This is a genomic window from Acetobacter senegalensis, from assembly GCF_001499615.1.
Taxonomy (GTDB): Bacteria; Pseudomonadota; Alphaproteobacteria; order Acetobacterales; family Acetobacteraceae; genus Acetobacter; species Acetobacter senegalensis.
Genome location: NZ_LN606600.1, coordinates 2,225,503 through 2,248,742, shown reverse-complemented (window position 1 = coordinate 2,248,742; position 23,240 = coordinate 2,225,503). Strand labels below are relative to the sequence as shown.

The window sequence follows — 23,240 nt, the reverse complement described above, 5'->3', positions numbered from 1 at the left end:
ATAAGCATGGCCGGCAGAAGCGGCATTGTCCTGCATACTGAAGAAGATTTTGAAGGCCTTCGCGCTGCGGGCCGTCTGGCTGCCGCCACGCTGGATATGATCACCCCTTACGTCAAGCCGGGTGTCACCACCGAGGAACTTGACCGCCTTATTCACGAATACACGCTGGATCATGGCGCTATTCCGGCTCCGCTGAATTATCGGGGCTACCCCAAGGCAAGCTGCATTTCCATCAACCATGTGGTGTGCCACGGCATCCCTAGCGAAAAGCGCCTGCAGGACGGTGATATCGTTAATATTGATGTCACCTCCATTGTTGATGGCTGGTATGGTGACAACAGCCGTATGTACACCGTTGGCAAGGTGCCGGTAAAAGCCGCCAAACTGATAAAAACCACCTATGACTGCCTCATGCGCGGCATAGAGGTTGTGCGCCCCGGTGCCACCTTGGGCGACGTGGGGCATGCCATCCAGACTCTGGCCGAGAAAAACCGTTATTCCATTGTGCAGGATTTCTGCGGGCATGGCATTGGCCGTACCTTCCACGCGGAACCCAACGTGCTGCATTACGGTCGGCCGGGTGAGGGTTTGAAACTGAAGGCTGGCATGGTGTTTACCATCGAACCCATGCTCAATATCGGCCGCCCGGACGTAAAAATTCTGGATGATGGCTGGACGGCAGTAACACGTGACCGTTCTCTTTCAGCACAGTTTGAGCATATGCTGGGGGTAACAGAAACGGGATATGAGATTTTCACGCTCTCCCCGGCTGGATATACTTGCCCACCCTACCCTGTTGAAGGCTGATCACGCATGATGCTTCCGCCCCGTCGATCCTCGTCTGGCCTGCCTTTACGTCTGCGTTTTGCCGCCATGGTTTTTCTCGCCTGCGGCCCGGCTGGTTTTTCCACGGTATCTCTTGCCGCGCCTGCCAGTTCATCCGCACCGGACCCGCTAGCTTATGGCAAGGACCAGCCAGACGGCCTCCCTCCGCTGGCTCCTACGCCGGGCAAGCATGGCATGGCGGTTTCTGCACAGAAACTGGCATCGGATGTCGGGGCGCAGATTTTGGCCAAGGGCGGCAATGCGGCTGATGCGGCCGTTGCCATGGGATATGCACTTGCCGTTGTGTATCCTGCGGCGGGGAATATTGGCGGCGGTGGCTTCATGCTTCTGCGGCAGCCGGGCAAACCGTCCATCTTCATTGATTTTCGTGAAAAAGCGCCGCTGGCCGCTTCAGCCGATATGTATCTGGACGCCAAGGGTAACGTGATCCCTGACCTTTCCATTACAGGCTGGAAAGCCGTGGCTGTGCCCGGCACGGTGGCAGGTCTGGATCATATTCACCGCAAATGGGGGCGGTTGTCCCGCAAGGTTGTCATGGAGCCAGCCATCAAACTGGCACGAGATGGCTTTGTGCTTGGAGAGGGTGATGTTGCCCTGCTCAATACCTCCACGGATGCTTTCCGCGTCAGCCCTGAAGCCCGCGCCATTTTTCTTCGGCCCGATGGGTCACCCCTGCAGGTAGGGGACAGGCTGGTTCAAACCAATCTGGCCCGTTCTCTGGAACTCGTGGCTCAGCAGGGAGCAGACGCATTCTATAAAGGCCCGATAGCCAAAACGCTGGTTCAGGCATCGCAAAAAAATGGTGGTCTGCTTCAGGCCGCTGATTTTGAACGCTACCAGCCTCGTGAGCTTTCTCCGCTAAGCTGCCATTATCGCGGCTATGTGGTGGAAACCTCTCCTCCGCCCAGCGGCGGTGGCATCGCACTGTGTGAAATTCTGGATATTCTCTCCGGGTATGACATGCACGCGCTTGGCCTGCACACCGCGCCGGCTTTGCAGCGTGAAATTGAAGCCATGCGCCATGCCTATTCAGACCGTCGTGGGCTTGGTGACCCGGCTTTTGTGCAAAACCCGGTGCAGCATCTGCTAGACCCTGCTTACGCGGCAGAGGTGCGTGCCCATATTCCTACAGATACGGCTGTACCATCCAGCACTCTGAAAGAAGGCGAGGCGACACCGGAGAAACACGAGACCACCCATTTTTCGGTGATTGATAAAGACGGATTTGCCATTTCCACCACCTACACGCTGAACGGCTGGTTTGGTGCGAAAGTGATTGGGGGCGACACCGGATTTTTCCTGAACGATGAAATGGATGATTTCTCGGCCAAACCGGGATCACCGAACATGTTTGGCATTGTCGGCAGCAAGGCCAACGCCATTGCGCCGGGCAAAACGCCTCTCTCCTCCATGTCTCCCACCATTGTCTCCCGCAATGGCAAGCCTGTTCTGATTATCGGCAGTCCGGGTGGCTCACGCATTCCCACCATTGTGCTGTCCGTTATTCTGGGAGTGGTAGATTATGGGCTGGATATTCAGCAGGCCATTGATCTGCCGCGCCTGCATCAGCAGTGGCTGCCGGAAGCGGTAGAAGTGGAAGCTGGCGCTGTCACACCCCAGGTAGAAACCACGCTGGAGCATGAAGGCTATACCTTCTCTCCCCATGCGCCATGGGGCATGCCGGAAGGTATTTTGGTTGGCGGCCCCAAGCTAGGAGAAAAAGGCTCTGCCCATTATTATGGTGGATATGACCGCAGACACCCCGGCGGAGGCGCCACAGGCGAATAACAGCGTGCAGGGGCATCCCCACTCACACGGTGGATAGCCCTGCAAACAGGCCGCTTCTCCCTTTTACAAAAGGCGCGTTCCTCCTGAAGAGCGCGCCTTTTCTATTCCCTTTGGCTCCGGATTACGGGCATTGGTTTTCTTGGCTTATGGAACATCCTGCTAAAATTCTGGTCAGCGCATGCCTGCTGGGCCAGCCCGTCCGTTACGATGGGTCCGCCAAAACGCTGGCCCATACTCATCTTGAACGCTGGCAGAAAGAGGGCCGCATCATTGCGCTTTGCCCGGAACGGGCCGCCGGTCTCCCCACGCCTCGCCCTGCTGCTGAAATTGCCGACCGTGAAAACGGATTGGCGGTTCTGGAAGGTAAAGGCCGTGTCATGGATAATACGGGAGCCGATGTTACAGCCGCATTTGTCGCTGGTGCACAGGCCGCCCTGGCGTTGGCCCAAGCCAACCAGTGTCAGTTTGCACTTTTGATAGATGGTAGTCCGTCCTGTGGCAGCCTGTCTGTTTATGACGGCAGTTTTACGGGCCACAAACATGCCGGAGAAGGTGTGACCGCCGCTTTACTCCGCCAACATGGGGTGGAAGTTTTTGCCCATACGGACATCGACGCCCTGCACACCAGACTGCAGGCTTCCACTCTCTCCTGAACTGAGGGACCATAGGCCGCAAGCCCGTCGGGCACGGAACTCAAGACCTTTTTTGAAAATCAGAAGGCCAATATCAAAACTCTGACGGACGTGAGGTAAGCCCCTCAGGGAGCGAGACCACCGAAAGCCGAAAGCCGTCAATCAACAGCCTTCCCACTCATGTGGCACATATTCTGCAGGGTCAGGAGGTGTGTCGTTATAGCCGCGCCAGTGTGTGCGCCTTTCCCTCCGGATCACGCACCTGTAGCGCTCCATCCACATAATCCGGCCCCAAAGGGACCTTGCCGTAACCACCCGGAATATCCAGCACGTAGGTGGGCCACGCCAAGCCTGTGACACGCCCCCGCAAACCCGCCAGCAATTTCTGCCCTTCTTCAACCGGCACATGGAACCGCGCCGTGCCGGGTGCCGGGTCCAGTTGATGCAGGTAATAAGGGCGCATCCGCACTTCCACCATGCTGCGGAACAGGGCTTCCAGTGCCTCTTCCCGATCATTCACCCCCCGCAGCAGCACAGACTGGCCGAGCAGGGGGATGCCCCGCCGAACAATACGCTTCAGGCTCGCCCGCGCGGCTTCTGTCATTTCTCGGGCATGATTAACGTGAACTGCCATCCACACCGCCTTGTCCGACTCCAAGACATCCAGCAGGGCATCCGTCACCCGTTCAGGTGCTGCTACCGGCACACGGCTATGCAGCCGAATGGTGGTGACATGCGGCATGGCGGAAAGCGCCGCCATGATCTGGCCCAGCCGCCGCGGAGAGAGCATGAGCGGATCTCCCCCTGTCAGAATCACTTCCTGAATTTGGGGATGGGTACGAAGCCACTCGAACGCTTTTTCCAGCGCGGCATCATCCAGCACGCCACCATCTGGCCCCACATGCTCCCGCCGAAAGCAGAATCGGCAATAAAGCGGGCAAATCAGCAACGGCTTGAGCAACGCACGATCTGCATAACGATGCACGATACCGGGCACGGGAGAGAGCGCGTCATCCCCGATCGGGTCTGACCGTTCTTCCGGTGTGACCAGCAGTTCCTCCGGCGAGGGGATGACCTGAATGCCTATCGGGTCATCCGGCTGCTCAATCAGGTCAAGAAAAGCAGGGGGAATGGTTGTGGCATATTGCTCTGCCACAGCTTCAAGCGCAGCCTTCTGCTCTGGCGGCACCAGACCAGCGGCAATCAGATCATCAGGCGTGCGTAAGGGCCTGGTGGATGAAGGATGGGGCTTGACCGAATGAGACATGTCACGGCTCTACTCTCACCATGTCCATTCCTGCAACAACACAACGCACGGCCCCTGCTTCCTCAGCCTCTTTTTCTGGCGGGGAAGACCCTGACCATATTCGGGACCGGCTGCCTTTTCTGCATCGGCGGAGCATGATGCAACGTGGCGTTCGGGCGTTTCTGGAAGCCCGAGGCCACATGGAAGTAGAAACCCCGTACGCGGTGCCCACACCGGGGGAGGAAGTGCATCTGCACCCGTTCCATACCGTCAGGGAAACGCCACAGGGCCAGCAGGAAGACCTGTTCCTTCATACCAGTCCGGAATTCGCCATGAAGCGGATTGTGGCTGCCACCGGGCTGCCGGTGTTCCAGTTTGCGCGGGTATGGCGCAATGGCGAGCGCAGCGGCCTGCACGCACCGGAATTTACCATGCTGGAATGGTATCACCCGGGCCTCGGCCTCAGTGGCCTGATGGATGAGACAGAAGCTCTAGTGAAAGCGGTGCTGCCTCCTGTAATGAACCACCCAGGGTCAGCAGGCATGCAAGACACGCTGGATCTGACCCAGCCTTTTGAACGCCTGACAATGAAAGAGGCTTTTCAGCGCCATGCCAGCATTGATCTGCTCCCAACCGAGGGGGATGCACAGGCCCTCGCCGTAGCAGCAGGTTGCCCTCTGCGAGACGGCGAAAATTGGGAAGATCTGTTTTTCCGGCTGCTGCTGGAACGGATTGAGCCCGCCATTGGCCGCACACGTCCTACGTTCCTGACCCACTGGCCCGCCAGTCAGGCGGCCCTTGCCTGCCGAGACCCCGCCAACCCGCAGGTGGCCTTGCGGTTTGAACTCTATGCCGCAGGCATGGAACTGGCGAATGCCTTTGAAGAACTGACCGACGCCACGGAGCAACGCACCCGTTTTCATGCAGACCGCGCGGCCCGGCGCAGCCTCTACCCACAAAGACCAGATTGGCCAATGGACGAAGCCCTGCTTCGTGCGTTACCACAAATGCCGCCTTGCTCCGGCATAGCGCTGGGGTTTGACAGACTTGTCATGCTTGCCTGTGGAACATCCCGCATACAGGATGTCTTGTGGATAAGCGTTTAGTCTGTAACAGTTCTACCGGTTTGTTTCGCTCATGGTCCGGCAGGGCGCCGGACTGGCATGTTTCACCTTGTCGGGATTTTGTCATGACACACAGAAAACGCCTTTTCCTGGTGGGCATGCTTTCTCTGGCTGCTTGCCAGGTGCCTACAGCCAAGGAACGCCGCATGCTCGATTCCATGATCGGCAAGCAGGCGGTGGATGTTGTGCGCACCTTTGGTGTCCCGACACGGGAATTCAAATCAGGTGACCATACCTTCCTGGCCTACATCAACCAGCAGACCGATTATTCCTCACCCATGGGTGGCTGGGGATATGGTGGCTGGGGTGGCGGCTGGGGCGGAGGATACGGCGGCTGGGGTGGTGGCTGGGGCGGCCCCGGCTGGGGTGGCTGGGGCTGGGGCGGCGGGTTCCCGACCACAGCTTATACCTATACATGCCAGACCACATTTGAACTGGTGAATGGTGTTGTCTCCGCATGGACCATGCGGGGTGACGGGTGCTGACCATTGCGGCACAGTCTGCCATAAGCCTTTGAGATTTCTTTTTCTGGCATGATTTTATGGGAGACGATTATGCGGCATCCCCGCGTACGGGCAGCACATCTGAAAACGGCTTCTTTTACACCAGCCGCCTTGAAGCCGCTTCTGTTGGGCACCGCCCTGCTGGGGTTAACAGGTCTTTCAGCCTGCCAAAGCCGTGCACGACAGGATGTTTTTAAAACGCCCACGGGCACCTGCGCCTACATGATGCCGACCATATCCGGCACCAGAACCTACGAACCCCGGAAGGTGGCGGCTGAGGACAACAAGAACGCCCCGGATAGCGCCATTGCCTACGCAGACCCGGAAACCCCGGCATTCTGTGATCGGCCTCTTTCAGAAACGGTGCAGAGTTCGATTGAACTTGCGGATTATACGCACGGCCTGACCATAACCGGCCTACTGCCAATCCTTCAGAAAGACGGTCCCTTCACGGTTTTTGGCATCCCCAATGCGGTGCTGGAACAATATGACACGCAGACCCAAGGCAAGCTGACTGCGCCGGAAAATACGGCTCTTCTCAAGGAAATTCTGAGCTATTCCATTGTGAAGGGAAAATGGAGTGTCTCCCAGTTGCGGGCAGCCGCCACGGCATCTCCTACCCATTCCGTAGGATTGCCCACATTAAACGGCCACATCCTGTCCGCTTGGGTGGATCAACCTACCGGCCAGATCATTCTGGGGAATGGCGAAGGCATGACATCCCGGCTCTGGGTGACGGGCATTCCGCAATCAAACGGCATGCTTTACTTCACCCAGTCCCTCATCCTTCCTCCGGTTGCGCCACCCGCCACGGCTCCTACGCCACGGCCGCATGGAATCAAGGTTCATTCCGGCACAGCCCGGTCTGTCGCACCAGTCAGCAAGCAGTCCGCTACCGTGACGCCGGTAGCCCCTGTTTCGCAGCCGCTTCCGGGGCATCGCGCTGCCTCCGCCGGGCTGGACACTCTTTCCATGCCGCCGTCTCTACAAGACCAGGGCACGTCATCCCGCTAACAGCAGACTTCTGGTTCTGTAAAAAACTCTACTCAACAAAAAAGCCTGTCGGTTTATCCCGACAGGCTTTTTTAACTGATACATCTGGTTTCTTTAAAAAGCACTCACCGGTTCTGGCGAAAGACTTTTTGTAGAACCCGGAAAAACCTATGCCTTAGAGAAGGGACTGAGCCTTGTTCAGCACCATGCTGCACAGCTTGGTTTTCATTTCACCCTTCAGATTAGCCAGCGAGAACATCTGGTTATTGCCCGTCTGCAACAGGCCGTTCTGACCAGCACTATAGCCGCTGGAAGACGTGATGCTGTCCTTCTGGGTCAGATTACCCAGCACGGAAGACGCCGCCGTGGACTGAGCACCCTGCAGCACATTGTTCTGCACGCAGTAACCCAGAATACCCGTAATATTGCTGGTGCTGGCGGAAGAAAGGCTGGGGAGCATGTTGCTCATCATGCCCATGCCCGCACTTTTCGCACTGCTGGTTGCGCTACTTGTGGCACTGGAGAGCGCATCCTTACCCATGCTGCCCCAGCTCTGGGCCTGAGCAGAGGCGGCACCAGCCAGTCCGGCAGCCATCAACACTGCGGCAAATGTGGTTTTGTTAATCATGAGCCTTACTTCCTTATCCATAGACTGTACGGAGTGTAAGCGAAAATACGCATCCCCTTCAGCCTGAAGAACTGCCAGCAGACATGACGGGAACAAATGGCCGAACTATGGCGGCGCTCAGGCCAAACCGGGCCAATCCTGCGGGTGTGCCCAGAACGTTGCTGCGGGCATGATAAAATCTGCTCCGGCCTGTACAAAACCGGCAACATCAGTTGGTTCTGGCGCAAGAACAACGGCGGGAAGTTCCATCATGAGGCACCACCACCGTACAAGCGCTGTAAGGTCTTCCGGCTCGTCCTCATCCTGTGCCGTGCCCTCAGCGCCTTCCGCACTGAAACACACGTAATCAGCACCATCCTCGCCCGCGCGCATGGCCGCATCACGGCTGGCACCCACGGCAACTCCCAGTTGCAGGGCATCCCCAATGCTTTTGCGCACATCACGCACGGAACAGGCGGTAAAATCGGTGGAGAGGTGCACGCCATCACACCCCGTCTTCAGGGCCAAGGCAGGACGATCCTCCAGCATCAGGGCAATATCCTGCGCCTGCACCAAAGGTTGAATTTTCTGGATCTGCGTTATGAGTCTGCTTTCTGGCGCATCCGCCAGCCGTAACAGAAGAGCGGCCGGAGGCTGCGCAGCCAGCCCCCGTACCAGATCAGGCAGAAATGCCTCACCATCCTGCAGGATGGGGGTTGCGAGATACAGATCACTTGCCGTCATAACGGCCCTCCCTCGCGGCCCCTTATCCTGCGTTCACGTTTCCGTGTTTCAGCTTTTAAAGATGGTGATGATTTTGTCCAGCAGGTCAAGCGCTTCTGCCTTCGGACGCTGGAACACGTTCCGGCCGATGATGGAACCAAAGCCGCCGCCATCATGGATACCCTGAATGGTGTTCAGCAGGCCTTCCTCGCTGGTCTTGTCACCACCGGAGAAGATCACGATACGACGGCCAGCAAAAGAAGACTGCACCACATGACGGATACGGGCCGGCATGGTGGAGATATCAATCTTGTTCTGCTCATACACCGGCTTGTTAGCAGCCAGAGCCACCAGTTCCTGCGGCGGCTTCACCTTGATGATGTGAGCCCCACACAGTGCAGCCATATGGGCAGCATAGGCACACACATCCACAGCGGTTTCTGCGGGCTTGTCCAGCAGCGGGCCACGCGGGTAGCTCCACACAATAACAGCCAGGCCAACAGACTTGGCTTCAGCAGCCAGTTCACGCAGTTCTTCCATCTGCTCGAAGCAGTATTCAGAACCCGGATAGATGGTAAAGCCGATCCCTGCACAGCCCAGACGCAGCGCATCTGCCACGGTGCCCGTCACAGCCTGATCTTTTTCCGTGGCAAGGCTGTTGGAGCTGTTGCACTTTAGAATCAGCGGAATTTCACCAGCATAGGTGGCGGCGCCGCATTCCAGCATGCCCAGCGGGGCAGCGTAACCGCTCAGCCCAGCTTCAATTGCCAATTCAAAATGGTAATGGGGGTCATATGCTGCCGGATTAGCGGCGAAGGAACGTGCCGGACCGTGTTCAAAACCCTGATCAACCGGAAGAATGACCAGCTTCCCCGTGCCAGCCAGTTTACCCGCATTCAGAAACCGGGCGAGATTTGTTTTTGTTCCGGGATTATCGCTCTCGTACTGATCAAGAATAGCCTTAACCTGGGGGGTAAGCGTCATTGGGAAATCCTTCCTCTGGCTTGGCTTCCGGGCTGTTGAGGTCCGGAACTCTACCTTGGCAATAACTGCGTGTGAAATACGCGGCAAGATGTGTTGTGACAGATAATGAGGGTATAAGGTCAAATGATGGCGGGCGTGTTATGAAAACATGACCTCCGGCCTCCTCATAAAAACGTTTTACGGCACGGGTTCCGGCAGAATCGCCCTGCAGAACAATCCGTTGCTGCAAGCCGGCCGCCGCCATGGCGTAACCCGGGCTTTCTCCACAATCCAGAATATGGAAGCAGGGGTGTTGAAGGTGGTTTTCCATCTCCCCGATCAGGGCCAGCCACCAGCGCACTCCCATGAACCCCGCTGCGCCGGGTGCGGAGAGAAACCCCACCATTGGTTGCCCGTTTTTTTGAAAAAGGCACACCCGCAGCGCTTGCGGCCTCCCACACTGCCACACCAGAGGCATAATCATGCAGTGTAAACAGGTGTGGGGGGAGAAAGGAGGGGGACAAAAGTGATGCCTTTTTCATGACCATGCTTGACGCAGCCGCGTTTGCGGGTGATTCCTAAACAATTGAAGGGTAAAAAAGAATGCAGGACCAGGCCGTGGGGCAGTCTTTCTCCGAAACGAATGAACCTGACAGCACGCCTGTTCTGGCCGAAGGGCCGCGGGAACAGGAAGACCCTATTGTGCGTCTGGACCGCGCCCTGCAAAGAATTTCCTTTGCGCTGGACAAGAAAAAGCAAAGCCAGGAGCGGCAGGGGCTGGAAGTGCAGGAACTGGCCGCCAATGTTGACGCCCTGATCAGCCGTGTGCGTGATGCCCTTGCCCAGACTGACTCTCCGGAAGATAAGTAACCTATGGCAACCGTTTCAATCCGTATCAATGGCCATGCCTATTCCGTAGGGTGCGAAAACGGCCAGGAACGGCACGTTCAGGCCATGGCCCAGCAGGTAGAACGCCGTACCCAGCGGGTACGCGCCCTTGGTTTTACTGGGGAAAGCCACGTTCTGGTTCTGGCTGCTCTGCTGATGGCTGATGAAATTCAGGATCTTTCTGACCAGCTTCTGCCTGAAAGCACAAATCAGGCCGTACAGGACGTGGAACGCATGCGCGCCGAGCAGGCTTTGACGTCATCCCGCCTGATTGATCTGGCAGAACGTGCGGAAGCTATTGCAGCCACCCTTGAGCGCGCCTACATAGAAGAGGCGGAGCTGTCCGGCACGTCAGGCGAGTCATCCCCTGGGCCGATAAGCACTTCCTAGGGAGCTGGCTCTGTTGTGGCCCTGGTCACATTACCCGGCGCCCACCTGCACTAGCAGGTCCTGGAGGTTGAAAGACCAACGGCCATGGTGGCTCCGCACTCTTCTCCCCTACAATCTGATCCACCGGCGGTGGCCGAAGCCAAGAAGCAGCTTCGGGCACATTGCCTTGCGGCGCTGAAAAACCGTGATCAGACACTTGATCCTCTCCTGTGCCGCAGACTCTCGGAAAGCCTACTGGCGCTTGAGGCCGAAAGGATCGCCTGTGTCTGGCCTTTACCGCACGAACTTGATGTAAGAGCCGTCTGCCATGCTTTGGCGGCTGCTGGCCGAACGGTCCTGTTGCCCGAAACGCCGCCACGCGGGCATCCCCTCGTATTTCGGGTATGGACGCCTGACTGCGTCATGCAGGCGGGACGGTTCGGCACATGTGTGCCAAATGGCCCGGTTCTGACGCCTCAGGCCATCATGGTGCCATTGGTCGGGTTTGACAGACGCGGCAATCGGCTGGGATATGGGGGCGGTTATTATGACCGCACGCTCTCCACGCTGCCTCACGCAGATGCCGTGGGCTACGCGCTGGCGGCGCAGGAGGTGGACCACATTCCCACCGGGCCTTATGACCATCCTCTCTCCTGCATTGTGACAGAAAAGGAGAGACTGCATTTTGACTGAACGTACACACGGAAAGACGGGCGCGTGAGAATTCTGTTTCTTGGAGATATTGTTGGCCGCTGCGGTCGAGACGTAGTGTTAAGCCGCCTGCCCGGCCTGCGAACCAGCCTTGCACTTGATCTGGTTGTGGTGAACGCAGAAAACGCCAGTCATGGCTTTGGTCTCTCCCCCGCCATCGGCACGGATCTGTTTGAAGGCGGTGTGGATGTTATCACCCTCGGCAACCATAGCTGGGACCGTAGAGACCTGATCGGCCATATCAGTTCCACACCCCGCATTATTCGGCCTATCAATTACCCACCCGGCACGCCGGGCCATGGCAGCGTTCAGGTGGAACTGCCAGACGGGCGGAAGGCGCTGGTGGTCAACGCCATGGGCCGCCTGTTCATGGACCCTCTGGACGACCCCTTCCGGTGCGTGAATGAACTCCTCACCCGCCATCGGTTGGGCGTGACCACACAGGCCATTGTGGTGGACATTCATGCAGAAGCCACCAGTGAGAAGTGGGCGTTTGGCAATGTGCTGGATGGCCGCGTTTCTCTAGTTGTGGGCACCCATACCCATACCCCTACGGCTGATCATCGCATTCTGCCCGCTGGCACTGCCTTCCAGACCGACGCCGGAATGTGCGGCGACTATGACAGTGTAATCGGGATGAACAAGGAACCGGCCATAACGCGCTTTCTGCGCAAAATGCCGGGGGAACGCCTGCAACCGGCAGAGGGTGAAGCGACCATGTGTGGCATCATGGTTGAAACGGATGATACCACGGGGCTCGCCCGCCGCATTGCTCCCATCCGGCAGGGCGGTTTGCTGGCCCAGACGCTACCGGACTTCTGAACAGCTACATGCAGGAACGTCTCCAGCCCCCTCTGAAACGAAGAGTCCACAGGCTGTCGAGCACAAGGCTAGCACAACAATGCTGACCTCCGGCCGCGCTCAATCCGTTCGCGGCCCTAACGTGTTTCCTGCAACCGGGGTAAAAAAAGCAGCCTTGAAAGGATCATAGCGCTCTGACGCGCAGGGGATCTTGCATTAACAGCAGAGAGGCTTTTGCCTCTTATTCCATGAATCGCAAGACTTGGAAGCTGTTTGAAAAATCTGTCAGGCGAGTCTGACGATGACTTTGTGGGCCTGAATGCTTTGGGTTTTCGCCCTTATTCCAACCGGGAATCTGCAAGCGCCCTTTTCCCTCAACCGCCGCCCTTAGCTGTTTGACTGTTCAAACCGCAGCATCGCCTCTTCTCGCCTTTCTGGAGTGACCTTCTTCCCGCAGGGTTCGTGTCCTCCGGGATGATTACCACACAAGACGCGGCAGAGTTGCTACCGGGCGCAGGCCCGCGCCTTCGGCTTCCTCCGCTGCCAGACCAGCATCATCCCCCAGCATTTCCTGATGGATGCCTCCCAGAATCCACGCGCCATCAATACCGGCGACGGCTGCACCGCGCATATCGGTCGCCAGAGCATCACCAAGTGCCAGAATACGCCCCTGCGGCACATTCAACATGGTAAAGACAGGTGCATAAATCTCGCCATAGGGTTTGCCAACCCAGCGTACATTGCCGCCTTCCTGCTCATAAAACGAGGCAAGTGCCCCGGCGCAGATCATCCTGCGGCCGCCTTTGACCACAACCATGTCCGGATTGGCGCAGAGCATGGGCAAACCACGCTCAAGCCCGATACGGAGTTCCGGCAGATAAGGGTCAACCGACTCCACACCCCGTTCCTGATCTGGCCCCGTATTGAGAATGAACTGAGCCTCTGCCGGGTCTGCTACGCGCTCAAGGTCCAGCCCCTCATACAGTCCCAGATCATGCGTACCGCCGACATGCAGAACTTTGCGACCAAGACGTGCAAACCATGGATCATGACGCTCACGCAGTAGGTGGCGCACCTGCTCTCCGCTGGTCATCACACCATCATGCAGGTCACGGCCTATGCCAAAGCCTTCAAGCTGCTTGCAGACCACTTCTGCCGGTCTTGGCGCATTGGACAGCATAACCACTCGCTTGCCAGCCTGACGCAGCGCTTTCAAGCACTCTACGGCACCAGGATATGGCTGAATGCCGTCATGAACCGTGCCCCACAGATCAACAATGTAGCCATCATACTGATCAGCCAGAGCTTTCAGACCAGTCAGGCTTTGCATTGAGTACATGCTATCCGCCATTACAGAGCCGTTCCCCGAATATCATCAAGCATCTCAATATTGTCCTGCCGCATGATCTCCAGCATTTCCCGCTTGAGACGCGCGATAAGGGCCGGTCCTTCATAGGCAAAAGCCGAATAGACCTGCACCAGATCAGCCCCCAGCCGGATACGTTCCAGAATATCCGCGCCGCTTTCTATGCCGCCGCAGGCGACCAGCGCCATGCGTCCGGCTGCCGCCTGCGCGACCAGACGCAACATTTCCGTGGCACGCGGGCGCAGCGGCCTGCCTGAAAGGCCACCACTTTCCGCTTTGAATGGACTTTGCAGGGAGGACGGCCGTGCCAACGTGGTGTTGGTGACAATAAGTCCTTGTGCGCCCCCCGCTATAGCGGCCTCAACAATCGGGCCAACGGCATCATTTTCCAGATCAGGCGCCAGTTTCACCAACAGTGGCGGGCGCTCCGAATGGCGTTGGGCGATGGCATCCAGAATACCTTTCAGACGGCTGGCATCCTGCAGGCCCCGCAAACCCGGCGTATTGGGAGAAGACACATTGAGCACGATGTAATTGACATACGGTTTCACCCGCCCCACCAGCGCAGGATAATCCCGCTCCGGATCTGCGCCGGTTTTATTGATACCCAGATTGGCCCCCACGGGTGCCCCTGCCCCACCGCCACGCCCGGAAGGCAGAGTGCGATGCAGACGGGCCAGACGCACGGCAAAGCGGTCTATCCCCTGGTTATTGAAACCCATCCGGTTGATGATGGCCCGATCTTCCGTAAGGCGGAACAGGCGCGGCCGAGGGTTACCGGGCTGAGGGCGCGGCGTAACCGTTCCGGCTTCCACAAACCCGAATCCCAGTTGGGCAAGCGGACGCAGCACGCGGGCATTTTTATCAAACCCGGCAGCCATGCCGATAGGATTGGAAAACCGCATACCCAGCGCACGGGTTGCCAGAGCGGGATCATCAACCGGCCGTTTAACGGGGACGGAAAGGCCGAGCATGAGCGCATCAAGCGCCATGTCATGCGCCGTTTCCGGCTCCAGTTTACGGAGGAACGGAAGGGAGAGAGAAGCAAGGGAAGACATGCTTTTGTACTGCCTCATGACGACGCACAAGAAAAGAGGAAAAACCACCTTTGCGCCGTTGAGAGGATGCAATGTGATTTTTCTCTTGCAAATGAGAATTGTTCTCATCTAAAAGAGACTGACCACAGCATAGAGGATGAGGGCTTTTCCCCTCAAGGATGCGCCATGACACGTTCACCGGTTTACCTGACAGATCTTGCCTGCAGCGAACGGCTGACAATCTGGACCATTCGCCGTCTTGTCGGTACGGTCTCATCCCCTCCCCCAGCATCGTGCGGGCGGCAGATAGGGTTGTTCCTCCCTTGCTTCCGGCAGGAATTTCTGGCCGTTGCCAACGCCTTTCATGACGCGTTGACCCATATGGCAGCACTTGAAATTCCATCCCTTGATATCCGTTCGGGCAGCGCACTGGCCATTACCCCCACAGAATACAATTTGCTGCTGGCAACAGAAGCCGCCCAGAACGAGCGTGATGCGGAGGTCCATTCCCTGCTGCATCCGCTTCTGCCTTTTCCTTCTTTGGTGGCGCGGCTGACTTCCGCCATCACAACACTTGGCGCCTGTCTGGCTGGTGCGGGCTACTGGCTTTCGCACCATGCGGTCAAAACCCTGGCCCGGCGCCCATCCCATGAAATGGTATCAGCCTATGTGCGCCCGCGCGCCACAACGGCTGCTGCCCTTTCACTCGCCCGGTGGCATGACGTCAACATGGACACAACCCATGTAAGCTGGCCTTTGGGCACAGTTCGTCATGACACCGTCCCTTCAACCTCAAAACAGCTAACCCACTAACCCATCCGGTGGAGGGCTCCCCTATCCCTCTGCCGCTGAATGGTTCTTGTTTTCTGACTCAAAGACCTCACACACTCTCTAAGACTCTTAACTGATATCTCTTCCTAGATCCTCTTTCCTATCCCTACGGTCAGACCGGGCGCACTTTCTTCATGCCGGAAGAAAAAGACGCCCGGTCTTGCTGTATCTGGGATAGAAGCAGCGAGCATAATGAGCCCGACCGCGAGCGAGGCCGTTTCACTCTGATTGTGAAGCCTTGTCAGGCTCAGCTATCTGCCCTGCCTTAGAATGCGCGCGCCAGATGTGATAGGTTCCAGGTAATGAACCACCCCGTGCGCCGCATTATTCATATTGATATGGACGCGTTCTACGCCTCCGTCGAACAGCGCGACAACCCAAACCTTCGGGGCCTGCCTGTGGCAGTCGGACGAAGCCGGGAACGAGGTGTCGTGGCTGCGGCCAGCTATGAAGCCCGCACGTTTGGAGTCCGTTCAGCCATGCCCTCTGTTGTGGCCAAGCGGAAATGCCCGAATCTTGTGTTTGTCCCTCCACGCTTTGAGGTGTACCGCGCGGTTTCCAACCAGATTCACGCCATTTTCGCCCGCTACACGGCGCTTATCCAACCTCTTTCTCTGGATGAAGCGTATCTGGATGTGACACAGCCACTGCTGCCACGTCCTTACGCCACCATCATAGCGCAGGAAATCCGGGCCGCCATTCTGGCCGAAACGGGCCTTACCGCCTCAGCTGGTATTTCCTACAACAAGTTTCTGGCAAAACTGGCTTCAGACTATCGTAAACCCAATGGACAGTTTGTTATCCCACCCGGCGCAGGAGAAGCCTTTGTGGCGGACTTGCCGGTTTCGGCCTTTCACGGAATAGGCCCCGCCACCGCTGCGCGCATGAATTCTCTGGGTATCTACACTGGGGCAGATTTACGTACCCAATCTCTTTCCACATTGGCACACCATTTCGGAAAAGCTGCGGCCTTCTATCATGGCATCGCACGGGGCGAAGATAACCGGCCTGTAGAGGTTAATCGCCCACGTAAATCCATCGGGAAAGAAACAACATTTGATCGTGATATTCGGCTCCCGGCCGATCTTCATTCCGCCCTTGGCAACCTGAGCCAAGCTGTGTGGCAGGCCAGCGCCAAGCGCACCCTTTCTGGCCGCACCGTAACATTAAAACTGCGCTATGAAGATTTTACACAACTTACACGCAGCAAGTCTTTACCCCACTGTGTTCAGGGCTCCGCGCAACTTGAAGAAATTGCTCTTCTTCTTTTAAACCCGCTTCTTCCCCTGACCCGGGGTGTGCGGTTGCTGGGGATTACCCTTTCCTCTCTCGAACCAACAGATAGCCCCGCCACAGAGACACAACTTTCGCTTCTGGGTTCTTTAGAAAGATCCGATAGGTCTTAACAGGGAGATTAGTCTTTAATAAAAAGACAACCAAAACAGAAATTATTTAAAAACAATTTTTATAATGAAATAGATACTAATAATTACGGTTATAGATTATCTAAAATCCACAATCCAAACCATAATCATAGTGGCGTGCTGTCATGACTGCACAACACGCCATTAAGCAACAGGTTAGCGCAGAGGGCGCTTTTCCTGAAAACCATAACATACGTAATGTATGAAAGGTCCTGGCGGGAAGTCAGCAATATCAGGATTTGCCCGCAGATAAGCCTCACCATCAAAATGAGGATTGGGGTTTCTTCCTTCCTTTACGCCATTTTCAAGGAAGTGCTCCAGCGGATCAATCCCTGCGGCTTGCACGTCGGGATAGGTTTGAAGATACCATCCGCCATCAAATGCGATTGCACTTGCCGCCGTGGCAGCGTCCGCTACGGGTACCTGCACTTCCAGAGGAACGTCAATGATCTCTTCGTCCAGTTCAGGCTCCACAACCGCCGCCTTTTTGCGGGCAGGAGCACGCCGCACTATTTTCTGGTTTGAAACCTGGCGGGGCTTCACTGCTCGTTTTTGCTTAACAGCAACTTTGGTCATTCCGGCAACTCACAATCGCATCTCTGATAATAAAAAATAAGCAATCCTATGCACCATTGTCCACCCATAAAAACAGGAGCGAAACGTTTTTATTCTAATAAACACAAAAACGCACAATTCTGACTTTCTATTTGTTTTATAAACACAAACATTTAATAAAAATGAAAAGAATGCGCCTTACATTGTGATGTTTCTTTAATAATTTATGATTATTTTATACGCCTGTTATTACAATGGAAAATTTCACCCAAAGGTAGAGCACTTTTAACTGACAGGAGTCTGTTTAGATAAAAATCATCCCATGCTCTAAACCTCTATACTATCAACTCCACTCTATCCCAGACAACGGCTAGCACCCTTAGGCTCAACCTGCTGACATCTCAGATAGCCGTCTCCATTCTCACATGCCTGTTTTTGCTGTACCCTTTTCTCAACACATGATTGATCAGCTCCTGCAGGAAACATTATGGCCGCTTTAACCGCCTGGAACAAAAAAGACATAAAAACAATTATAGAATCCAAAAAATTTGATGCTGACTACTATACCACCGAGAACCCTGAAGCAGAATTATCTGGCCTTGATCCAATTGTGCACTACGTTTTATTTGGGTCGAAAGAAAATAAGAACCCGAACGATAACTTTAATACAAAAATATATTACTCTCTCTATAAAAACGCCATAGAAAACGGTGAAAACCCGTTTGCGCACTATTTAAGAAACAATGAAAACCTTCATTTCTTTGAAAAAGGCCTCCTGCAGGAATATTCCTATAACTCCATTACTCTCGCTCTTAACAGATTAAAGAATTATGCCTTCTTTAATGCTCATGATTACCTCAACATGAACGCTGATGTGGCATCCACCACACTCTCCCCTCTTCGCCATGCTCTCCTTTACGGTGTGGGAGAGGGACGAGAGGTCTTCTCCAAAAAATCAATCGCACATGCGCTGGGCGTCGAGTGTCAAAAACCTGCCCACTACAAGATATCAACCCGATCGCTCAAAAAGCCCGTTCCTAAAACAATCGGCGTTTTTCATCATTCAGAAGGAAATTCTTTTATCAAAGAAATTTCTGAATGTCTGAACCTCTATCTTAACGATAGCGGCTTGAATTCAAGTGTTCTGACAGAAAAAACAAAAATGGAAGATGCGCCAGACCTTTGCATTTTCTGTGCTCCCCATGAGTTTTTCTTCCTGCCGGGTAGCGAACCATGGAAAAAAGACGAAATCATCCACAACGCCATCATGTTCAACACGGAGCAGCCTCAAACACTCTGGTTTACGCGCGGGATCATTTATATCCTGATGTCTGCCGGGGTGATGGACCTGTGCTACCAGAACCTGAAATCCTTCTCTGATATCGGTCTGCCCGTTTTCCATTTTGATCCACCTGTTGAGATGGAAGACTGCGTTCTGACCCCATCAGACCGCAAACATCCCCTCTTTAGGGTGCTGCCTGAAGGCGCACAGAAAAACTCATCGCCGTTCAGACCATTTCATGAACGCAGTATTGATGTCAGTTTCTTTGGCAATGCATCGCGCAAGCGGGAGAAGTTTTTCTCCCGCTCTGCCAGTTTCTTTTCTGACTACCAGACTTTTTTCTATTACCGGAAAGCGGAAGGCCCGCTTCCTGCTACAGGCATGTACGACATCCTCTCGCGCCTGCCGCGCTATGTTGCCGAAAATTCGAAAATTTCTCTCAACATCCACCGCGATGACAACTGTTTTTTTGAATGGCACCGTATTGTCAAACAGAGCATGGCTTCAGGTTCCATTGTGGTGACTGAAGAATGCTTCCCTCACCCGCTCTACAAGGAAGGCGTACATTTTCTTGCAGAAACACCCCGCCACATGCCTAATTTGGTTGAATGGCTGATACGAACTGAAGAGGGACAGGAAAAGGCTGAGGAAATTCAGGAAAACATCATCACTCTTCTGGAAGACGATGATATTTTCAATTCCAAGAATCTTGACGTGAAAAACTACATCTCTGCCGTTTGGAGCACTTTGAAATGAGCGTGCTGAAACCCTGGGACCCTGCGCCGGATGTTGTCTTCCTGCATAAAAAGAAGAGCCGGAAACCCAAAGACCTCATTACCGTCTGTGTCACCAATTACAATTACGCCAAGGTGGTTGAAGAGTGTCTGGACTCCATTGCCGCCCAGACACATCAAGCTATCGAGTTGATTGTTGTGGATGATCTGTCCACCAAGGATGACTCGGTTGATGTTATTTCCGGCTGGATGGAAGAAAACAGGGATCGGTTCTATCGCACCCTGCTTCTGGTCAACCCGCGTAATCAGGGGCCTTCCTTTTCTCGCAACTGCGCCTTTGACCATGCTTCAGCCGAAGCTGTCTTCATTATGGACGCAGATAATCTGATTTATCCCACAGCGCTGGAAAAGACTTATGCTGCGCTCATCAATGGTAAATTTCCCGCTGTTTACACACAGATAGAAGAATTCGGTAACCGTCAGGGTATTGGAAAGGCAGATATCTGGGACCCTGAACGCATGAGAGAAAGCAATTATGTGGATGTCATGGCGCTCATCCGCAAAGAGGCGTGGGAAAAAGTGGGCGGCTTTTCCCATATTGAAGAAGGCTGGGAAGATTATGATTTCTGGCTGAAATTTATTGATCACGGCCTTACGCCCGGCTACCTGCCGGAAATTCTGTGCCGCTATCGAGTTCACCACTCTTCCCGCACAGCAACGGAAGCATTGGCCGCCCATTATGATCTGGAACTGGTGATGGAATTCCGTCACCCCTCACCAGAAACAGCCACAAAATAAAAGCCTCTCCAGTTGCAGGCAGAGGCGTCTCCCCACTTGCGCCTATAGTCTGCCTGCTACACGGGTCGGTTACGCGACAAGCCGAACATAAATAGCGCTGATTGAGTTCCTCTGTCATGAGTGACCAGAACGCGCAGTTATTTCTGCTCACTAAAAAGGCTGACAAAACCTGAAATTTTGTCAGCCTTTTTTATTATTCCAATCTGGAAAGGGCGTTTACATCGCCTCTCAGCATTACCAGCTTGGAGCAGGACCTTTGACAATCTGCGCCAGATCGTCCGGACGTAGCCATTTTTTAAACGCTGCCTGCACTTCTGCGCCACTTGCCTTGTAGTACACCTCTGCCGCCTTGTCCGTATTATCCAGTGGCAGATCAAGGTCTGTCAGGCTCAGATACTGGCGGGCAATTGCCCCCAGACTGGACCGCCGCAACGGCAGACTACGCAGAAGAGACGCTTTAGCGAGAGACAGTTCATCATCTGTCGGGGGAGCAGATTGCATGGCCTGAAGGTCTTTGACCGCAGCCACACGCGCCTGCCCTACTTTATTCGGGTCTGCGCCGTATTCAATGGAATAGCTGCCACGGGTCCGGCTCCAGTCAAAACTGCTCCCGACCGAATACACATACCCGGTTTTAACCCGCAGATCCCGATACAGCCGGGAGGAGAACAGCCCCCCACCCAAGACTTCATTGCCCAGATTCAGCAGGAAACGGTCCGGGTCAGCAACCTGCAGCCCCAGTGTTTCCGCCAGAATCACTTCATCCTGAACGCTGCTTTTATCAGGCACATTCGCGCGAGATGCCTTGCTGAGCGGTATTTTGGGCAGATCAAGATCAGGCTTGGCACCTGTCGCTTTCCAATCACCAAAAGCTTTTTCCACCACAGCACGCGCTTTTTCTGGCGTAATGTCCCCCGTCACGACAATAGTGGTCAGATCAGGCCGCCACGCTGCCTGATAATAATGCAGAACATCATCGCGCGTGACACTCATGATGGAAGCTGGCGTGGCCTCCCGCAATTCCGGGTCCTTGGCGGGAACAAGGGCTTTTGTAACCGCCCGACCAAACAGATAGCCAGGAGAGAGCAATTGCCCTGCCTGCGCCTGAGCCGTCTGCATTTTTACAACCTGAAACGCCTTATCCGGAAAGGCCGGATGCAGTTCATTTTCCGCAAGAAGAGCGACGCCTTTTTCAAAATCAGGCGTGAGCGTCTGCAAGGAAAAGCTTCCGCCTGCATCTTCCCACGCAGGAATATCATCCAACGCCTTCTGAAACGCCAGACGATCATGCGTGGTGGTGCCGTAGGAGAACAGGGCTTCCGTAATGCCCTCCACACCTTCCTTGCCCACTGGCTCCTGCAGGTTTGCTGACTGGCGTATTTCGCCGCTCAACTGAACCGTGTGACTGACATGGGAAGGCCAGACTATCAACTTGAGACCATTCGGCAGAGTACTGACGGAAGGCAACGGTGCCGGCACCGGCTTTTCAAGCTGGGTCAGGGCTTTTTCCGCCCAATCCGGCAGCTTGACTGGTTTATCCGGGGTGGATGCAAAAGATTCTGCCCCACCAAACCCTTTTCCGGCCACAGGTTTCCCGGAACTTTCTGGTGTCAGCACGGCTGTCACAGCGTGGGTCGGATCAAGAAGCGTGGCAGCCAGACGGTTAACAGCTTCAGGTGTCACGGCCTGATAGGCTGCAACCACATCACCGGGGGACTCCAGATTCTGGAAGGCCAGAGCGTTGGACCAGATCGCAGCCAGCCCACTTACGGAATTGGCAGAGAACTGAAGTTGGGCAATCTCACGCCGTTTTGCGGCTTCCACCAGATCAGCCGGAACGCCTTCCTTGCGGATCTTGTCGAGGACACCCTGCAGATCGGCCAGTGTCTTGGTGGAATCCGCTCCTTTAGGGAAGGCCGCCAGAGCCAGTCCAAAACCGGCTTCCTTTTTGGGCGCGTATTCAAAACCGGCAAACAGCGCTTTGCCCTGCGGCACCAGATCATACAGCGCGCCACGCTGGCTCCCCAGAACATCGGACAGGATATCCGCTGTTGCAAAATCCTGCGCGGTACGGCCCGGCATGGGGAAAGCAAGCGTTGCGAACCCTACCGGATAATCCGTGGGAAGAGCGATGGTATGAGCAGATGGCGGGACAGGCGACACTTTATGCCGTTCTGGCAGCGTCTTGCGCGGAATGGCGCCGAAGATGTCACGCACCTGATCCAGCGTTGTTACCGGATTGATGTCACCCGTAATAATCAGGATAGCATTGTTGGGCGCATACCATTTTTCGTAAAAGGAGCGCAGAAGTGTTGCGTTGGTTTTGTCAAAAGATGGTCGCGTGCCAAGGGCATCTTTTTCATAAGGCGTGCCTGCAAACAGAATAGCCTGAAGCTGCTCCAGATACCGGTAGGCCGGGCTGGACAGATCACGCGAGACTTCCTGCTCAATCGCGCCACGTTCCTTGCTCCAGTCGGCCTCGGACAAGGTCAGGCCGTTCATGCGCAGGGCTTCAATTTTCAGCAGGATAGGCAGATCGCGCGCCTGCGCCGTATAGAAGTACTGGGTGACATCTTCCGTTGTGTCAGCATTGTAGCTGCCACCCAGTCTGGCCCCCATGGCTGCAAGCTGGTCTTTATCCAGCCCTTTGCTGCCGCGAAACATCATGTGTTCCAGCGCATGGGCCGTTCCGGGAAAGCCCGCAGGAGCCTCGGCCGAGCCCACAAGATAGTTGATCTCCGTTGTCACAACGGGAGCAAGCCGGTTAGGAACAATCACCACCCGCAGCCCATTGGGCAGTGTGGCCCGCACGACCTGCGCGCTGCTTAACGCCGCGGGCACCAGGGAGGACGGCATGCCCGGCACAGTGCCTTGCTGCGGCGCTGCCTGCTGTGCATGCGCAGAGGGCATCCAGGTAACAGAGGACAAAGCAGTACCTGCCAGCATGGTGGCCGCCACCATGAGAGAGGTCATTCTCCGCCGCCTTGCCATACCGCGCACCGTTGCCTTGTGTTGAGAA

At 55.5% G+C, this 23,240-nt stretch carries 22 protein-coding genes, 1 other RNA gene and 1 pseudogene; 15 read left to right on the top strand and 9 right to left on the bottom strand.

Annotated elements, in window-relative coordinates; translation table 11 throughout:
• The first annotated feature begins 6 nt into the window (after positions 1–6).
• From map to ASN_RS10360, 3 genes are all read left to right on the top strand, one after another.
• Positions 7–807: a type I methionyl aminopeptidase gene (map, locus tag ASN_RS10370; RefSeq protein ID WP_006557157.1), complete on the top strand. Its 801-nt coding sequence runs from the start codon at positions 7–9 to the stop codon at positions 805–807.
• Positions 808–813: 6 nt separating this feature from the next.
• Entirely contained in the window at positions 814–2,634 is a 1,821-nt protein-coding gene (gene ggt / locus ASN_RS10365; protein WP_058988128.1) for a gamma-glutamyltransferase, read from the top strand.
• A gap of 146 nt (positions 2,635–2,780) precedes the next feature.
• Complete coding sequence (locus ASN_RS10360; RefSeq protein ID WP_058988127.1) at positions 2,781–3,287, top strand: DUF523 domain-containing protein; 507 nt, start codon at positions 2,781–2,783, stop codon at positions 3,285–3,287.
• A gap of 196 nt (positions 3,288–3,483) precedes the next feature.
• Here ASN_RS10360 and ASN_RS10355 read toward each other — a convergent pair whose 3' ends face one another.
• On the bottom strand, positions 3,484–4,533 hold the full coding sequence (locus ASN_RS10355; RefSeq protein ID WP_058988126.1) for a lysine-2,3-aminomutase-like protein: 1,050 nt from the start codon (positions 4,531–4,533) through the stop codon (positions 3,484–3,486).
• 20 nt (positions 4,534–4,553) lie between these two features.
• On the opposite strand from ASN_RS10355, the gene epmA reads away from it, so the two are divergent.
• From epmA to ASN_RS10340, 3 genes are all read left to right on the top strand, one after another.
• On the top strand, positions 4,554–5,618 hold the full coding sequence (epmA, locus tag ASN_RS10350) for an EF-P lysine aminoacylase EpmA (protein ID WP_082666641.1): 1,065 nt from the start codon (positions 4,554–4,556) through the stop codon (positions 5,616–5,618).
• Between the two features lie 83 nt (positions 5,619–5,701).
• The gene (locus tag ASN_RS10345; protein ID WP_039903153.1) at positions 5,702–6,121 is read left to right on the top strand and encodes a hypothetical protein; all 420 of its coding nucleotides are present in this window, start codon (positions 5,702–5,704) and stop codon (positions 6,119–6,121) included.
• Between the two features lie 69 nt (positions 6,122–6,190).
• Complete coding sequence (locus ASN_RS10340) at positions 6,191–7,153, top strand: fasciclin domain-containing protein (RefSeq protein WP_231948177.1); 963 nt, start codon at positions 6,191–6,193, stop codon at positions 7,151–7,153.
• A gap of 154 nt (positions 7,154–7,307) precedes the next feature.
• On the opposite strand, the gene ASN_RS10335 is transcribed toward ASN_RS10340, so the two are convergent.
• The 4 genes from ASN_RS10335 to ASN_RS10320 form a co-directional block, all read right to left on the bottom strand.
• The gene (locus ASN_RS10335; protein ID WP_058988124.1) at positions 7,308–7,760 is read right to left on the bottom strand and encodes a DUF2501 domain-containing protein; all 453 of its coding nucleotides are present in this window, start codon (positions 7,758–7,760) and stop codon (positions 7,308–7,310) included.
• Between the two features lie 117 nt (positions 7,761–7,877).
• Complete coding sequence (locus ASN_RS10330; protein WP_058988123.1) at positions 7,878–8,483, bottom strand: thiamine phosphate synthase; 606 nt, start codon at positions 8,481–8,483, stop codon at positions 7,878–7,880.
• Positions 8,484–8,531: 48 nt separating this feature from the next.
• Positions 8,532–9,446, bottom strand: coding sequence for a class I fructose-bisphosphate aldolase (locus ASN_RS10325; protein ID WP_006557148.1), 915 nt, complete (start codon positions 9,444–9,446; stop codon positions 8,532–8,534).
• Positions 9,424–9,831 carry a hypothetical protein gene (locus tag ASN_RS10320; protein WP_058988122.1) on the bottom strand — a complete coding sequence of 136 codons (408 nt, stop codon included), beginning with the start codon at positions 9,829–9,831 and terminating at the stop codon, positions 9,424–9,426. Before ASN_RS10320 ends, ASN_RS10325 begins: the two co-directional genes overlap by 23 nt.
• A gap of 197 nt (positions 9,832–10,028) precedes the next feature.
• Here ASN_RS10320 and ASN_RS10315 point away from each other — a divergent pair, with 197 nt between their 5' ends.
• The 5 genes and pseudogenes from ASN_RS10315 (at position 10,029) to ASN_RS10300 (ending at position 12,215) form a co-directional block, all read left to right on the top strand.
• Positions 10,029–10,295, top strand: coding sequence for a hypothetical protein (locus ASN_RS10315; protein WP_006557146.1), 267 nt, complete (start codon positions 10,029–10,031; stop codon positions 10,293–10,295).
• Positions 10,296–10,298: 3 nt separating this feature from the next.
• Positions 10,299–10,655, top strand: a pseudogene (locus tag ASN_RS20575) (cell division protein ZapA); the annotation flags it as partial.
• A non-coding RNA gene (gene ssrS / locus ASN_RS18790) (6S RNA) lies at positions 10,647–10,801 on the top strand. The pseudogene ASN_RS20575 and the gene ssrS, both read left to right, overlap by 9 nt.
• The gene (locus tag ASN_RS10305) at positions 10,788–11,375 is read left to right on the top strand and encodes a 5-formyltetrahydrofolate cyclo-ligase (protein WP_058988121.1); all 588 of its coding nucleotides are present in this window, start codon (positions 10,788–10,790) and stop codon (positions 11,373–11,375) included. Before ssrS ends, ASN_RS10305 begins: the two co-directional genes overlap by 14 nt.
• A 24-nt stretch (positions 11,376–11,399) precedes the next feature.
• Complete coding sequence (locus ASN_RS10300) at positions 11,400–12,215, top strand: TIGR00282 family metallophosphoesterase (protein WP_058988120.1); 816 nt, start codon at positions 11,400–11,402, stop codon at positions 12,213–12,215.
• A 457-nt stretch (positions 12,216–12,672) separates the two neighbouring features.
• Here the strand turns inward: ASN_RS10300 and ASN_RS10295 are convergent, their stop codons facing one another.
• On the bottom strand, positions 12,673–13,545 hold the full coding sequence (locus ASN_RS10295; RefSeq protein WP_373317184.1) for a TIGR01459 family HAD-type hydrolase: 873 nt from the start codon (positions 13,543–13,545) through the stop codon (positions 12,673–12,675).
• Positions 13,545–14,618, bottom strand: coding sequence for a quinone-dependent dihydroorotate dehydrogenase (locus ASN_RS10290; RefSeq protein WP_006557141.1), 1,074 nt, complete (start codon positions 14,616–14,618; stop codon positions 13,545–13,547). Before ASN_RS10290 ends, ASN_RS10295 begins: the two co-directional genes overlap by 1 nt.
• Before the next feature lie 165 nt (positions 14,619–14,783).
• On the opposite strand from ASN_RS10290, the gene ASN_RS10285 reads away from it, so the two are divergent.
• Together ASN_RS10285 and dinB are read left to right on the top strand one after the other, a co-directional pair.
• The gene (locus tag ASN_RS10285; RefSeq protein ID WP_148262689.1) at positions 14,784–15,410 is read left to right on the top strand and encodes a hypothetical protein; all 627 of its coding nucleotides are present in this window, start codon (positions 14,784–14,786) and stop codon (positions 15,408–15,410) included.
• A gap of 320 nt (positions 15,411–15,730) precedes the next feature.
• Positions 15,731–16,834 carry a DNA polymerase IV gene (dinB, locus tag ASN_RS10280; protein WP_058988118.1) on the top strand — a complete coding sequence of 368 codons (1,104 nt, stop codon included), beginning with the start codon at positions 15,731–15,733 and terminating at the stop codon, positions 16,832–16,834.
• Between the two features lie 174 nt (positions 16,835–17,008).
• Here the strand turns inward: dinB and ASN_RS10275 are convergent, their stop codons facing one another.
• A complete protein-coding gene (locus ASN_RS10275) occupies positions 17,009–17,395 on the bottom strand; it encodes a hypothetical protein (RefSeq protein ID WP_058989277.1) in 387 nt (128 codons plus the stop codon).
• A 499-nt stretch (positions 17,396–17,894) separates the two neighbouring features.
• Here ASN_RS10275 and ASN_RS10270 point away from each other — a divergent pair, with 499 nt between their 5' ends.
• Both ASN_RS10270 and ASN_RS10265 read left to right on the top strand, forming a co-directional pair.
• On the top strand, positions 17,895–19,445 hold the full coding sequence (locus ASN_RS10270; RefSeq protein WP_058988117.1) for a CgeB family protein: 1,551 nt from the start codon (positions 17,895–17,897) through the stop codon (positions 19,443–19,445).
• Positions 19,442–20,221, top strand: a complete 780-nt coding sequence (locus ASN_RS10265) for a glycosyltransferase family 2 protein (RefSeq protein ID WP_006557136.1) — start codon at positions 19,442–19,444, stop codon at positions 20,219–20,221. Before ASN_RS10270 ends, ASN_RS10265 begins: the two co-directional genes overlap by 4 nt.
• A gap of 234 nt (positions 20,222–20,455) precedes the next feature.
• On the opposite strand, the gene ASN_RS10260 is transcribed toward ASN_RS10265, so the two are convergent.
• Entirely contained in the window at positions 20,456–23,212 is a 2,757-nt protein-coding gene (locus ASN_RS10260) for a M16 family metallopeptidase (RefSeq protein WP_058988116.1), read from the bottom strand.
• Positions 23,213–23,240 lie beyond the last annotated feature (28 nt).

Coding starts and splice junctions, on each gene's coding strand:
- map (WP_006557157.1), top strand. CDS start 7: ATGGCCGGCAGAAGCGGCATTGTCCTGCATACTGAAGAAGATTTTGAA.
- ggt (WP_058988128.1), top strand. CDS start 814: ATGATGCTTCCGCCCCGTCGATCCTCGTCTGGCCTGCCTTTACGTCTG.
- ASN_RS10360 (WP_058988127.1), top strand. CDS start 2,781: ATGGAACATCCTGCTAAAATTCTGGTCAGCGCATGCCTGCTGGGCCAG.
- ASN_RS10355 (WP_058988126.1), bottom strand. CDS start 4,533: ATGTCTCATTCGGTCAAGCCCCATCCTTCATCCACCAGGCCCTTACGC.
- epmA (WP_082666641.1), top strand. CDS start 4,554: ATGTCCATTCCTGCAACAACACAACGCACGGCCCCTGCTTCCTCAGCC.
- ASN_RS10345 (WP_039903153.1), top strand. CDS start 5,702: ATGACACACAGAAAACGCCTTTTCCTGGTGGGCATGCTTTCTCTGGCT.
- ASN_RS10340 (WP_231948177.1), top strand. CDS start 6,191: ATGCGGCATCCCCGCGTACGGGCAGCACATCTGAAAACGGCTTCTTTT.
- ASN_RS10335 (WP_058988124.1), bottom strand. CDS start 7,760: ATGATTAACAAAACCACATTTGCCGCAGTGTTGATGGCTGCCGGACTG.
- ASN_RS10330 (WP_058988123.1), bottom strand. CDS start 8,483: ATGACGGCAAGTGATCTGTATCTCGCAACCCCCATCCTGCAGGATGGT.
- ASN_RS10325 (WP_006557148.1), bottom strand. CDS start 9,446: ATGACGCTTACCCCCCAGGTTAAGGCTATTCTTGATCAGTACGAGAGC.
- ASN_RS10320 (WP_058988122.1), bottom strand. CDS start 9,831: ATGGTGGGGTTTCTCTCCGCACCCGGCGCAGCGGGGTTCATGGGAGTG.
- ASN_RS10315 (WP_006557146.1), top strand. CDS start 10,029: ATGCAGGACCAGGCCGTGGGGCAGTCTTTCTCCGAAACGAATGAACCT.
- ASN_RS10305 (WP_058988121.1), top strand. CDS start 10,788: ATGGTGGCTCCGCACTCTTCTCCCCTACAATCTGATCCACCGGCGGTG.
- ASN_RS10295 (WP_373317184.1), bottom strand. CDS start 13,545: ATGGCGGATAGCATGTACTCAATGCAAAGCCTGACTGGTCTGAAAGCT.
- ASN_RS10290 (WP_006557141.1), bottom strand. CDS start 14,618: ATGTCTTCCCTTGCTTCTCTCTCCCTTCCGTTCCTCCGTAAACTGGAG.
- ASN_RS10285 (WP_148262689.1), top strand. CDS start 14,784: ATGACACGTTCACCGGTTTACCTGACAGATCTTGCCTGCAGCGAACGG.
- dinB (WP_058988118.1), top strand. CDS start 15,731: ATGAACCACCCCGTGCGCCGCATTATTCATATTGATATGGACGCGTTC.
- ASN_RS10270 (WP_058988117.1), top strand. CDS start 17,895: ATGGCCGCTTTAACCGCCTGGAACAAAAAAGACATAAAAACAATTATA.
- ASN_RS10265 (WP_006557136.1), top strand. CDS start 19,442: ATGAGCGTGCTGAAACCCTGGGACCCTGCGCCGGATGTTGTCTTCCTG.
- ASN_RS10260 (WP_058988116.1), bottom strand. CDS start 23,212: ATGGCAAGGCGGCGGAGAATGACCTCTCTCATGGTGGCGGCCACCATG.